The organism is Streptomyces sp. A1277 (genome assembly GCF_004795015.1).
Taxonomy (GTDB): domain Bacteria; phylum Actinomycetota; class Actinomycetes; order Streptomycetales; family Streptomycetaceae; genus Streptomyces.
In genome coordinates this window covers 82,398-95,063 of record NZ_SSBI01000004.1, presented here as the reverse complement: position 1 = coordinate 95,063, position 12,666 = coordinate 82,398, and the positions used below count along the sequence as shown (strand labels likewise).

The 12,666-nt window shown below is 70.0% G+C and carries 9 protein-coding genes and 1 pseudogene; 1 reads left to right on the top strand and 9 read right to left on the bottom strand.

Translation table 11 applies throughout. The features are described from left to right. Positions 1-156: 156 nt before the first annotated feature. The 4 genes and pseudogenes from E6R18_RS04240 to E6R18_RS04220 form a co-directional block, all read right to left on the bottom strand. Positions 157-1,749 (bottom strand): cation acetate symporter, encoded by a 1,593-nt coding sequence (locus tag E6R18_RS04240; protein WP_136315474.1) that lies wholly within the window; start codon positions 1,747-1,749, stop codon positions 157-159. Continuing rightward, positions 1,746-2,189: a DUF485 domain-containing protein gene (locus E6R18_RS04235; RefSeq protein WP_136315570.1), complete on the bottom strand. Its 444-nt coding sequence runs from the start codon at positions 2,187-2,189 to the stop codon at positions 1,746-1,748. The genes E6R18_RS04240 and E6R18_RS04235 overlap by 4 nt, the downstream gene beginning before the upstream one ends. A 130-nt stretch (positions 2,190-2,319) precedes the next feature. Continuing rightward, positions 2,320-2,665: pseudogene (locus E6R18_RS04230) on the bottom strand (response regulator transcription factor); the annotation flags it as partial. A gap of 261 nt (positions 2,666-2,926) precedes the next feature. Further along, a complete protein-coding gene (locus tag E6R18_RS04220; RefSeq protein WP_136315473.1) occupies positions 2,927-5,047 on the bottom strand; it encodes a DNA topoisomerase IV subunit B in 2,121 nt (706 codons plus the stop codon). Positions 5,048-5,482: 435 nt separating this feature from the next. Between E6R18_RS04220 and E6R18_RS04215 the strand changes: the two genes are divergently transcribed. Next, complete coding sequence (locus tag E6R18_RS04215) at positions 5,483-5,716, top strand: hypothetical protein (protein WP_024489001.1); 234 nt, start codon at positions 5,483-5,485, stop codon at positions 5,714-5,716. Positions 5,717-5,820: 104 nt separating this feature from the next. Here E6R18_RS04215 and E6R18_RS04210 read toward each other — a convergent pair whose 3' ends face one another. The 5 genes from E6R18_RS04210 to E6R18_RS04190 all read right to left on the bottom strand — a co-directional run bounded on the left by E6R18_RS04210 (position 5,821) and on the right by E6R18_RS04190 (position 12,640). Next, on the bottom strand, positions 5,821-6,651 hold the full coding sequence (locus tag E6R18_RS04210) for a serine protease (RefSeq protein WP_136315472.1): 831 nt from the start codon (positions 6,649-6,651) through the stop codon (positions 5,821-5,823). A gap of 167 nt (positions 6,652-6,818) precedes the next feature. After that, on the bottom strand, positions 6,819-8,363 hold the full coding sequence (locus E6R18_RS04205; protein ID WP_136315471.1) for an RNA polymerase sigma factor: 1,545 nt from the start codon (positions 8,361-8,363) through the stop codon (positions 6,819-6,821). A gap of 321 nt (positions 8,364-8,684) precedes the next feature. Beyond that, complete coding sequence (locus E6R18_RS04200; protein WP_276607253.1) at positions 8,685-9,551, bottom strand: FadR/GntR family transcriptional regulator; 867 nt, start codon at positions 9,549-9,551, stop codon at positions 8,685-8,687. 181 nt (positions 9,552-9,732) lie between these two features. Then, entirely contained in the window at positions 9,733-11,682 is a 1,950-nt protein-coding gene (locus E6R18_RS04195; RefSeq protein WP_136315469.1) for an ABC transporter ATP-binding protein, read from the bottom strand. A 193-nt stretch (positions 11,683-11,875) separates the two neighbouring features. Then, positions 11,876-12,640 (bottom strand): NUDIX domain-containing protein, encoded by a 765-nt coding sequence (locus E6R18_RS04190; RefSeq protein ID WP_136315468.1) that lies wholly within the window; start codon positions 12,638-12,640, stop codon positions 11,876-11,878. Positions 12,641-12,666: the final 26 nt, after the last annotated feature.

The window sequence follows — 12,666 nt, the reverse complement described above, 5'->3', positions numbered from 1 at the left end:
CCAAGCACCCCTCCTCGCCGGTGTTCGGTGCTCGGCGCCGACCGGTGCCGGGCGCCGACCGGTGTTCGGTGCCCGGCGCCGACCGGTGTTCGGTACTCCGCAGGCGAGGGACCGGCCGCGTCCTCCGGCGCGGCGCGCCCCGCCCCCGCCTACGGCTCACACTGCGCCGGCCCCCGTCATCGCCCGCACCTCGATCTCCGCGTGCCTGGCCGCGTCCGGCGGTTCGCCCGCGGTGACGGTCCCGATCCAGCCGGCGAGGAAGCCCAGCGGGATGGAGACCAGGCCGGGGTTCTCCAGGGGGAAGAGCTGGAAGTCGGCACCTGGGAAGAGCGAGGTGGGGCTGCTGGAGACGACCGGGGACAGCAGGACGAGCAGCACGGCGGGAATCAGGCCGCCGTAGACCGACCAGACCGCGCCGCGCGTGGTGAAGTTCCGCCAGAACAGCGAGTAGAGCAGCACCGGGAGGTTGGCCGAGGCGGCGACCGCGAAGGCGAGGCCCACCAGGAACGCCACGTTGAGATCCTGCGCCAGCAGGCCCAGCCCGATGGCGGCCACTCCGATACCGGCCGCCGCCGCCCGGGCCACGGCCACCTCGCTGCGCTGCTTGGCGCCGGGCCGCTTGAGCGAGGCGTAGAGGTCGTGGGCGACGGACGCGGACGAGGCGAGGGTGATCCCGGCGACGACCGCCAGGATGGTCGCGAAGGCGACGGCGGCGACCACGGCGAACAGGATCGTCCCGCCGGTGGAGCCCTCGCCGCCGCCGAGCACCATGGCCAGCAGCGGGACGGCGGTGTTCCCGGCGGGATTCGACTCCCGTACGTCCGCCGTGCCGATCAGCGCCGCCGCCCCGAACCCCAGCACGATCGTCATCAGGTAGAAGCTGCCGATCAGGCCGATGGACCAGACGACCGACCGGCGGGCCGCGCGGGCGGTGGGCACGGTGTAGAAGCGGGACAGGATGTGCGGCAGCCCTGCCGTACCCAGCACCAGGGCAAGACCGAGGCTGATGAAGTCGATACGCGCCGTCCAGCTCCCGCCGTAGCGGAGACCGGGCGCAAGGAAGTCATTGCCGTATCCGCTGCGGTCGGCGGCGGAGTTGAGCAGCTCGTTGATGTTTCCGTGGAAGTGGACCAGGACGAGGACGGTCAGCACGATGGTGCCCGCCATCAGCAGGACGGCCTTGACGATCTGGATCCAGGTGGTGGCGCGCATCCCGCCGAGCGAGACGTACACCACCATGAGCGCCCCGACGCCGATGACGGTCCAGGACCGGGCCGCTCCGCTCGTCCCGCCGAGGAGCAGGGCCACCAGACTGCCCGCGCCGACCATCTGCGCCACCAGGTAGAGCACGGAGACGGTGACGGAGGACGTCCCCGCGGCGATCCGGACCGGGCGCTCCGCCATCCGGGCCGCCACCACGTCGGCAAGGGTGAACCGCCCGCAGTTGCGCACGAGTTCCGCCACGAGCAACAGGACGACCAGCCAGGCGACCAGGAATCCGACCGAGTAGAGCATGCCGTCGTAGCCGAAGAGGGCGATCAGACCGGAGATACCCAGGAAGGACGCGGCGGACATGTAGTCGCCCGCGATGGCGAAACCGTTCTCCATCGGGGAGAACAGACGGCCGCCGGCGTAGAACTCCTCGGCCGAACCGTGCCGGTTGCGGCTCACCCAGGTCGTGATGGCGAGGGTGACCGCGATGAAGACGCTGAACAGCAGCAGCGCCAGCGTCTGGTGGTTGCCGCTCAACGCCCGGCCCCCCGTGTCATCTCCTGGGTCTCCCAGCGCAGATCGAGCGCGGCCCGGTCCCTGCGCAGCCGCGCGTGCCGTGCGTACGCCCCGGTCAGCAGGAACGTCGTCATGAACTGGCCGAGCCCGGCGACCATCGCCACATTGACCGCCCCGGCCACCGGCCGCGCCATCAGCCCGGGCGCGGTGACCGCAGTGACGACGTAGGCGAGATACCAGACGAAGAAGGCGGCGGTGGCGGGAACGACGAAGCGCCGGTAGCGGCGGCGGACCTCCTGGAATGCCTCGCTGCGCTGCACCTCCAGGTAGATGTCCGCCGCGCTGTGGCCGTCCCTCGGTGCGGCGGGGCCGGGCACCCCGGCGGGCGCGAGGCCGCCCGCACCTTCCAGGTCCTCCCATCCGGAGGCCAGCGCGTCGTCCCACGGGTCGTCGAGCCGCATCGCTGCGGACTCGCGCCCTGCTTCCTTGTCCACCGAACAACTCCCTTGTCCACGGACCACTTCGGCCGCATATCCAAGAATGGGCAGATCGGGAAGATCCCGGGCGCTTCATTCGCCAGACTTCACCCCTTCAGGTGAAGGATCTCCCGGGCGGACGTGCGAGCCCTCGAATGTGCGCATAGCGCACCGCCTGGGCCCGGTCGCGGAGTCCCGCCTTGGCGAAGAGGTTGTTGATGTGGCTCTTCACCGTGGCCTGCGAGATGTGAAGGCTGCGGGCGATGTCCCCGTTGGACATCCCTTCGGCGATCAGCACCAGCACCTCGGCCTCGCGGGGCGTCATCCCGTCCGGCAGCTCCGCCTCACCGCTCTCCGCCGGCCGGCAAGGGCCCCGCCGTGAGCTGTTCCAGCAGGCGGGCCCGCACCGTGGGCGACAGCCCGGCCTCCCCGGAGAGCACCGCCTGGACGGCCAGCTCGTCCAGGCGGCGGGGGTCACACGCGGTCCGTTTCCGCCGGCCGGATCGGAATGCCGTCGGCAGCGCCACACTGACGGACCACGACGAGGACGATGACCGCGACGATCACCAGGACATTGATCAGCCCGGACATGGGCGCCTTGGAGATGCGAGAAGTTCAGCACCTCGACGCTACCGAAATATCCAGGTCAGCAGATCGGCTCCAGGGTGGATCGTGGGTGGAGTTGTCGTCTCCATCCGTGGGTGGAGACGACGACTCCACGCTCAGACGTCGATGCGCGAGCGGTCCAGTGTGGCCGCCGAGCTGGTGATGAACTCCTTGCGAGGAGCCACCTCGTTGCCCATCAGCAGGTCGAAGACCTTCTCGGAGGACTCCAGGTCACCGATGTTGATGCGCCGCAGCGTGCGGTGGCGCGGATCCATCGTCGTCTCGGCCAGCTGGTCGGCATCCATCTCGCCCAGACCCTTGTAGCGCTGGATGGAGTCCTTGTAGCGGACGTTCTTGCGCTGGAGCTCCAGCAGGCGCTGGCGCAGCTCGTTGTCCGAGTACGTGTAGATGTACTTGTCCTGGCCCTTCTTGGGCTGGACCAGCTCGATCCGGTGGAGCGGGGGCACGGCGGCGAAGACCCGGCCCGCCTCGACCATCGGCCGCATGTACCGCTGGAAGAGCGTCAGCAGCAGGATGCGGATGTGGGCGCCGTCGACGTCGGCGTCGACCAGCAGGACGATCTTGCCGTACCGGGCGGCGTCGATGTCGAAGGTCCGCCCGGAGCCGGCTCCTATGACCTGGATGATCGCTCCGCACTCGGCGTTCTTCAGCATGTCGGAAACCGATGCCTTCTGAACGTTGAGGATCTTGCCGCGGATGGGCAGCAGCGCCTGGAACTCGCTGTTGCGGGCGAGCTTCGCCGTGCCGAGCGCGGAGTCGCCCTCCACGATGAACAGCTCGCTGCGCTCCACGTCATCGCTGCGGCAGTCGGCGAGCTTCGCCGGCAGCGAGGACGATTCCAGTGCCGTCTTGCGACGCTGGGCGTCCTTGTGCTGGCGGGCCGCGATCCGGGTGCGGGCGGCCGCCACCGCCTTGTCCAGGACGGCCCTGGCCTGGGCCTTCGCGTCCCGCTTGGTGGAGGTGAGGAATGCCTTCAGCTCCTTGGCCACGACGTTGGCGACGATCCGGTTGGCCGCTGAGGTGCCGAGCACCTCCTTCGTCTGGCCCTCGAACTGCGGTTCCGCCAGGCGCACGGTCACGACCGCGGTGAGGCCCTCCAGGGCGTCGTCCTTGACGATGTCGTCCTCGGCCACCCGCAGCAGCTTCGCGGAGCGCAGCACCTCGTTGACCGTCTTGGTCACGGAGCGCTCGAATCCGGTCACGTGCGTGCCGCCCTTGGGGGTGGCGATGATGTTGACGAAGGACTTCAGGTTGGTCTCGTACCCGGTGCCCCAGCGCATCGCGATGTCGACGGACAGCTCCCGGGTGACCTCGGTCGCCGTCATGTGTCCGCGCTCGTCCAGGACGGGGACGGTCTCCTTGAACGTGCCCAGCCCGGTCAGGCGCAGGACGTCGCAGACGGCCTTGTCCTGGGCGAGGTACTCGCAGAACTCGCTGATGCCTCCGTCGAAGCGGAAGGTCTCCTCCGTCTTGCCCGCTCCCTCCAGGCCCCGCTCGTCGCGCACGACGATGGTGAGGCCGGGGACGAGGAAGGCGGTCTGGCGGGCCCGCTGGTGGAGCGTGTCGAGATTGAGCTTGGCGTCCTTGAGGAAGATCTGCCGGTCGGCCCAGTACCGCACCCTCGTGCCGGTACGCGCCTTCGGGACGCGCTTGCCCTTCCGCAACCCGTTGGCCGGGTCGAACGGGCTGTCCGGCCCCTGCTCGGTGAAGATGCCCGGGGCCCCGCGCCGGAAGCTGATCGAGTGGGTCGCGCTGTTGCGGTCGACCTCGACGTCCAGCCGGGCGGACAGGGCGTTGACCACGGACGCGCCGACGCCGTGCAGACCGCCGGACGCGGCGTAGGAACCGCCGCCGAACTTGCCGCCGGCGTGCAGCTTGGTCATCACGACCTCGACGCCGGACAGACCTGTCTTGGGTTCGACGTCGATCGGGATGCCCCGGCCGTTGTCGCGGACCTCGACGGAGTTGTCGTCGTGGAGGACGACCTCGATGTGGTCGCAGTAGCCGCCGAGGGCCTCGTCGACGGAGTTGTCGATGATTTCCCAGAGGCAGTGCATCAGGCCGCGGCTGTCGGTGGATCCGATGTACATGCCAGGGCGTTTACGAACCGCTTCGAGCCCCTCGAGTACGAGCAGGTGCCGCGCGGTGTAGTTGGAACCGTCTCGGTCTGCTCCGGTCAGCAGCGCAGTGGACGGCACGGACGTATCGGCGGTCACGCGGTTCGCTCCTCGCTGAATTTCATTTGGGGCCCAGTGGGTCACGGGCTCGGCTTCGGGTGCCGCTGTGAGGGTACCGATGCCTGGTAGAGCGGGTGACACGCCACCCAGGAAGAACCCTCAGACTAAACCAGACTCGCATACACGTTCGATCCCTCCTTGGAGTGACGTGCACATCACGTTCCCTTCCAGGCATGAACCATTTAGGCTCCGGGCACGTCCTCATGAACAACCGGCAAGCCAGCCGGCCCGGACTGACCAAGCCCAGCAACGCGAAACCGTAGCGCCACGCAATACGGCACATTCGCCGCGAACCGGCAACAGACAGCCATCCCGAGAAGAAGTTTCGAAGAAAAGCACACGAGCGGGAACGTTTTCGGCCTGGTTGGATGTTGACCCTGGTACGACAGCTCGTCGAGCTAGAGAAGAGGCGACGTGACTACTGTTCTGACCCCCGCGAGCCCGCTGACCGCAGCAGACCGCTGTGACCGTTGCGGCGCCCAGGCTTACCTGCGCGTCGTGCTCATCAGCGGCGGTGAACTGCTCTTCTGCGCCCACCACGGTCGCAAGTTCGAGCCGGAACTCAAGAAGATCGCCGCGGAAATACAGGATGAGACGGACCGACTGACGGCCGTGCAGGCCCAAGCCGCCGAAGAGGAACAACACTGACACCTCGCATCCACGACGAGCCAGGGGCCGGTTCCGGACCGGCCGACGGGCGGCTTCCCCGGTGAGGGAAGCCGCCCGTTCTCGTATCTGCGGGGTGTGCCCGGTCAGTCGGCGGCCGCCATCCACTCGATGGCGGCGGAGACCCGCGTGTACACGCCGGGGCTTCCGGCGCGGCCGCAGCCGTTCCCCCAGGACACCAGGCCCACAAGCCGCCCCTGAGCCACCAGGGGCCCTCCGCTGTCACCCTGGCACGCGTCGTACCCGCCCTCGGGTTCGCCCGCGCAGAGCATCGACGAGGCGTCGTACGTGCCGCTCCTGCCGCCCGGGTATGCCTGCTCACAGGAACTGTCGGGCAGGATGCTCACCTGGGCGGACCTGAGTGACGTCACGTAGTCGCCGTAACCGGTGGTGTCACCCCAGCCGTAAACCTCCGCAGAGGTACCCGCCCGGTACGCGGTGTCACCGGCCTCGGCCATGGGGATCGCGTCATGTTCGGGCAGCGCCTCCGAGAGCGTGAGCACCGCGACGTCCCCGCTGTTGGTCGTGGCGTCGAACCCCGGGTTGACCCACGTCCCGCTCACCGGGATCTCCTTGCCGCCCGTGCCGTTCAGCTCGTCGCGGCCGGAGATGATCCGCAGATCACCCACCTGGTCCACATCGGTGCCCAGCGCCTCCCGGCTCAGGCAGTGCGCGGCCGTGAGCACCTTCCTGGGCTCCACCACGACGCCGCCGCAGAACTGGCCGGCCCTGGTACCCCCGAACCGGTCACGGCTGGAGAGGGCGACCACCCACGGGCTGTCCGCGACGTGCGCGGGCCGCCCTCCGATGATGATGCTGTCCGCGACCGCTGTGGCGGGGGAAGCGAGCGGTATGACGGCCGTGGCGGCGGCGAGGGCGAGCGCCCTTGTCATGGTGCGGACGACGGTGCGGGACATGCGTACTCCTGACTCCGTGGTGGGTGATGCCTACCCAGAGTCATTCCGCTGACGCCGACGCGCACCTCCGCGCACCCCACGAGGAGGCGCCGAGCCGGAGACGCGCAGAGCGAGGGCCCGGCTCCTTCAGGAGCCGGGCCCTCGCTCTGCGTACTGCTGTCGTCGACCTAGTCGAGGTAGTCCCGCAGGACCTGCGAGCGCGACGGGTGACGCAGCTTCGACATGGTCTTGGACTCGATCTGACGGATGCGCTCGCGCGTCACGCCGTAGACCTTGCCGATCTCGTCCAGCGTCTTCGGCTGCCCGTCGGTGAGGCCGAAGCGCATGGAGACCACGCCTGCCTCACGCTCGGACAGCGTGTCGAGAACCGAGTGCAGCTGCTCCTGGAGGAGCGTGAAGCTCACCGCGTCGGCCGGGACGACCGCTTCGGAGTCCTCGATCAGGTCACCGAACTCGCTGTCCCCGTCCTCACCCAGCGGGGTGTGGAGGGAGATCGGCTCGCGGCCGTACTTCTGGACCTCGATGACCTTCTCCGGGGTCATGTCGAGCTCCTTGGCCAGCTCCTCCGGGGTGGGCTCGCGGCCCAGGTCCTGGAGCATCTGGCGCTGGACGCGCGCGAGCTTGTTGATGACCTCGACCATGTGCACCGGGATACGGATGGTGCGGGCCTGGTCGGCCATGGCGCGGGTGATCGCCTGACGGATCCACCAGGTGGCGTACGTGGAGAACTTGTAGCCCTTGGTGTAGTCGAACTTCTCGACCGCGCGGATCAGACCGAGGTTGCCCTCCTGGATCAGGTCCAGGAAGAGCATGCCGCGGCCGGTGTAGCGCTTGGCCAGCGAGACCACGAGGCGGAGGTTGGCCTCCAGCAGGTGGTTCTTGGCGCGGCGCCCGTCCTCGGCGATGATCTCCAGCTCGCGCTTGAGCTTGGGGGCGAGCTTGTCGGAGTTCGCCAGCTTGTCCTCGGCGAACAGGCCCGCCTCGATGCGCTTGGCGAGCTCGACCTCCTGCTCGGCGTTGAGGAGCGGGACCTTGCCGATCTGCTTCAGGTAGTCCTTGACCGGGTCGGCCGTGGCACCGGCGACGGCGACCTGCTGCGCGGGCGCGTCGTCCTCGTCGTCGTCGGAGAGGACGAAGCCCTTGTTCTCGCCCTCGCCCTCCTCTTCCTCGCCCTTGCCGGCCTTGACCTCCTCGACGACGTCGTCGCCGTCGAGAATCTCCTCGTCCTGCTTGCCGGCCTTCTTCGAGGCCGTCTTCTTGGCGGCCGTCTTCTTCACGGCGGTCTTCTTGGCGGCCGTCTTCTTGGCAGCCGCCTTCTTCGCGGGCGCGGCCGCGGGGGCCTCATCCGCCGGGTCCGCGGCTTCGGCGGACGGGGCGGCGGGCGCCGCGACGGTCCGCGTCACCGTCGTCTTGGCCGCGACGGTCTTGGTGGCGGTGCGCTTGGCCGGGCTCTTCGCTGCAACGCTCTTGCGGGCGCGCTTCGACGGCTCCGCGGCACTGACCATCAGCGTCACACCCTCTTCCTCGAGGATCTGGTTGAGGCTGCGCAGAACGTTCTTCCACTGGGTTGGCGGAATCTGGTCAGCCTCGAAGGCCCGACGCACGTCATCGCCGGCGATCTGCCCATCAGCCTTTCCCCGCTCGATGAGCGCCATCACAGATTCGGACTCGGCGATCTCCGGCGGGAGCGTACGGGATGTGCTGGCCGACACGAACAACCTCTCGGAACGATGGAAACGGCTTCCGGCCCGGCCCGGAGAGGGCTGGAACCGACGACCGCCGGGCGGGGAATGCACCGACGGCGCGGGCTAGGCCACAGAACTGCACAGCGCCCTGAACGGCTGCTGTATTCCTTCTGCGACGGTCACCTCTTAAGTCATCGCGCTGTTTCGAGGAGTGTTACGTCCGTTCCGCGTGGCCCGAGTCACACCCCATTTGCGATGAACACGACCAAGGCGACATCTCTTCGCCCCTGTGCCGCCGGACCCCGGGGTCCGGCGGCACGTGGCGCGTACACCCTGCCCGTGCCGCGATCAGTGCTCGCGCGGCGCCGGCACCACTCGCTCCACCTCGTGGTGGCCCACCAGCAACTGGCGCATGGCAGCCTCGGCGCCCGCGGAGTCGCCGGACGCGAGGGCGTCGACGATGCGCGCGTGCAGGGCGACGGACGCGTCGCTGGGGCGGTCACAAGCGGTGGCCGGGCCCCCGGAAACCTGCAGGGCGGCGGAAACGATTCCGGAAAGGTGCTCCAGCATGCGGTTGCCCGCGGCCTGGATGAGCAGGGAGTGGAACTCCGCGTCGGCGCGGGCACACGTGATCATGTCGCCCTGCCCGAGCGCGTGCCCCATGATCTCGACCATGTCACCAAGACGCTGCTGAAGATCCTCGCGCCCGTGACCGGCGGCCAGGCGGGCGGCGAGCGGTTCGATCGTCCACCGGAGATCACCCAGCTCGCGACGCTGGTCGTCGCGCTGCGGACCGAAGGCACGCCATTCGATGATGTCGGGATCGAGCAGATTCCAGTCACTGACCGGCCGCACCCGCGTGCCCACATTCGGGCGGGCGCTGACCAGCCCCTTGGCCTCGAGCACGCGGAGGGATTCCCGCACGACGGTCCTGGAAACCTCGAAACGCTGGCCGATCTCCTCCGGCACCAGGGGTCGGTCCGCACCGAGGTCGCCGGAAACGATCATCTGCCCCAGCTGCTGAACAAGTTGGCCGTGCAGCCCGCGGCCACGGCTGGCCGATCCTCGTCGGCCCACCCGGCCGAGCTCGGCATCGGGACCGTCCCAGGACCGCGCGGCGGCGCGCTCGCCGGCCGGCGCCTCCGCGTAGGGGTAACGGTCGAGTTCGCCCGGGCCGGTGACGCCGGAATCGGCGGAGCGGGCGGTGGTCATCATGGTGTGCGCAAGGGTACTCACGCATCCTTTGTCGGCGGGTCTCAGCCGCCCCTTGAGGTCTTTGCTGAAAAGCACACGAAAGGGTGATCGGCACTCGCCCCTCAATTGACGCCTTACTGGTATAAACCGGGCATTTCAAAATGAGTTACGAGGACCCCCCGCGTCCCTGCGCACTCAACGATCACCAACGAACCCTTCCGCGGAGGCTGGTGAACAGATACGCGCAGACGAGGACGGACAACGACACGGCCAGGGCCGCCCCCACCGGATGTGCCACCACTCGCACCGCGGCCAGCAGCCACCGGTCCGCCTCCCGCGGCCACTGGAGCCAGGCCAGCTCCCGCAGCCGACCCGGGAGTCCGGTCACCGAACGCGCGGTCGCCCCCTTGGGCATCCGCTCGATCAGCGGCACCATCAGTACGGGTACGGCGAGTACGGCGGCGATCCCCGCGGCCGTCACCCGGAAGATGCCGGCGGCCAGCAGTCCGGCCCAGGCGCATCCGACGGTCAGGCCGGACCAACTCGCGGCCAGGAAGACCGCATTCGACGGGACCCGGAACAAGTTGCCGCCGTAGACGAGACGAAGGGACTCCGCCGAGGCCAGCACGACGACCAGCGCCAGCAGGAGCGCGACGCCCCCGGACACGGCCAGCTTGGCCAGGAGCAGTCCGAGCCTGCGGGGCACCGTGCCCCGGCCCGCGGCGAGCGCCGGATACCGGAACTCGTCGCCGAAGGAAAGGGCGCCGAGCAGTCCCGCCCCGAGCGCGGCGGGCGGCAACGGCAGCAAGGAGGGCCAGGCGGCGAGTACGTCGGGCAGCGGGGTACGGCCGTCGCGGCCCAGCAGTACGGAGAGCCCGACGGAGGCGGCCAGGACGACGGCCATGACCGTCGTCGTGATCCGCACGCCGAACAAGCGGCGCAATTCGTAGCGCACCGGCCGCAGCGGCCCACGGGCCGGGCGCCGCCGGATCGGGGGCGGCAGCTCACCGCGCGTGGCGGCCGCGACGCGGCGGGGCACGGTGACGGGCGGCGCGGGGCGCGGCTCAGCGGGACGCGGCTCAGCGGGGCGCGGCTCGGCGGCGGCGGGCGCTCCGACCCCGGGTGCCTCGGCATCGACGTCGGTACCGGTACGCGCCAGGGCCTCGGCATCGACGTCGACGCCGACATCGACATCGACATCGGCATCGGCATCGGCATCGGCATCGAGCGAGGGGGCGCCGACTCGGAACGCAGAGCCGGCGGACCCGCCGACGGACCCCGTGTCGCCGACCTCGTCGGCGAGCTGGTGGACGGGGAGCCCATGGCGGAACGCCGTGTCACCGACCTCCGCGCAGCTGCTGCCGTACACGGAGATCCGTCTGCCGCCCTCCTCGGCGACGACTTCGACGTGCCTGCGGGCGGCCCGCGCCTCCCGGCTCACGATCGAGGCGAGGCGGGCGGCGTGCGGGGAGCGGACGGCCACCCGGGGCCGCAGCCGGGTACGGGCGAAGGCCGCGCCGTCCTGGTCGGCCATCAGGCGTCCGCCGTCGATGGTCACCACATGACCGGCCGAGCGCGCGGCCTCCTTGGGGTCGCTGGTGGTGAACAGGACGGTTCCGCCCCGCTCGGCGTGGGAACGCAGCATCCCGTGCAGCCACTCGGCCTCCCGCGGGGCCAGCCCTTCCGCGGGGTCGTCCAGGAGAAGCGTGTGCGGGTCACCGAGCAGCGCGCAGGCGAGCCCCAGTCGGCGGTCCATGCCGAGCGAGAGCGCACCGATGCGCTGGTCCCCGAGACCCGCCAGCCCCACTTCGTCGAGCAGCTCGTCCGCCCTGGAGGCGGGCACTCCGGCCGCGGCGCTGAGCATCCGAAGCTGCCCCCGAACGGTCCGCGCGGGGTGCCCCGGCACGTCTCCCAGCACCACGCCCACCTCACCGGCCGGGCGCGGGACGCGGTGCAGCGGGCGTCCCCGGAAGTAGGTGATCCCCCGGCCGGGTTCGAGTTCGAGCATCAGCCGCAGGGCCGCGGTCTTGCCGGAACCCGGCGCCCCCAGAAGCGCGGTGACGCAGCCGGGCTCCGCGTCGAACGTGAGGTCGTCCACGGCGGGCGTCTGTCCACGGGGGCGGGTGCTGGTGAGTCCGATGGCCTGGAGCATCGCTTCTCTCGCAGGGAATGGGACGGCGAAGGCGAGGCCGCCCGGCGGCGAGTGAGTACCGCAGCACGATAACCCGACATATAGGACTTTTCGCGTAGCGCGGGATGCGCGGCGCTTCGGATGCCCTACGACGCGCCGGCCGAGTTCCGCCCCTCCACCCCCACCCCCGCCCCCGCCTGCTACCTCCTACCCGTCAGACCTCGGGCCTCAGCATCGGCGGGTTGAGCACCGTCGCCGCACCGGCCCTGAACAGCTGGGCGGGCCGGCCCCCTTGCCTGGTGGTCGTACCGCCGGCCGGGACCAGGAAGCCCGGCGTACCCGTCACCTTGCGGTGGAAGTTCCTCGGATCGAGCACGACACCCCATACCGCCTCGTACACCCGGCGCAGCTCCCCGACCGTGAACGCGGGCGGGCAGAAGGCGGTGGCCAGCGAGGAGTACTCGATCTTGGAGCGGGCTCGCTCCACTCCGTCGGCGAGGATCCTCGCGTGGTCGAAGGCCAACGGGGCCTGGTGCTCACCGTCCGGGCCGTAGCCGGCCTCCGGGCCGAGCAGGTCCTCGACCGGCGCCCACCGTGCGCTGTTCGCGTCGCCGCCTGCCCTGGGAGCGGGCAGGTCCGGAGCCAGCGCGAGATGGGCGACGCTGACGACCCTCATCCGCGGATCGCGCGCCGGGTCGCCGTAGGTGGCGAGCTGTTCGAGATGGGCGCCGTTGCCGACGGCCGGGGCGGCCGGGTCCTGTGCGCACAGGCCGGTCTCCTCGACGAGCTCCCGAGCCGCCGCGGCCCCGAGGTCCTCGTCGGCTTTGACGAAGCCGCCGGGTAGGGCCCACCTGCCCTGGAACGGGGTCTCGCCTCGGCGTACCACCAGCGCACAGAGGGCGTGCCGACGCACCGTGAGCACGACCAGGTCGACGGTGACGGCGAACGGCGGGAAGGTCGACGGGTCGTAGGGCGGCATGCCGCGATCATAGTCGTCTTCCTGAC

Bases quoted from the DNA above. Each gene is read 5' to 3' on its own strand.
- E6R18_RS04235 (WP_136315570.1), bottom strand. From the start codon at position 2,189: ATGCGGCTCGACGACCCGTGGGACGACGCGCTGGCCTCCGGATGGGAG.
- E6R18_RS04200 (WP_276607253.1), bottom strand. From the start codon at position 9,551: ATGATGACCACCGCCCGCTCCGCCGATTCCGGCGTCACCGGCCCGGGC.
- E6R18_RS04210 (WP_136315472.1), bottom strand. From the start codon at position 6,651: ATGTCCCGCACCGTCGTCCGCACCATGACAAGGGCGCTCGCCCTCGCC.
- E6R18_RS04190 (WP_136315468.1), bottom strand. From the start codon at position 12,640: ATGCCGCCCTACGACCCGTCGACCTTCCCGCCGTTCGCCGTCACCGTC.
- E6R18_RS04195 (WP_136315469.1), bottom strand. From the start codon at position 11,682: ATGCTCCAGGCCATCGGACTCACCAGCACCCGCCCCCGTGGACAGACG.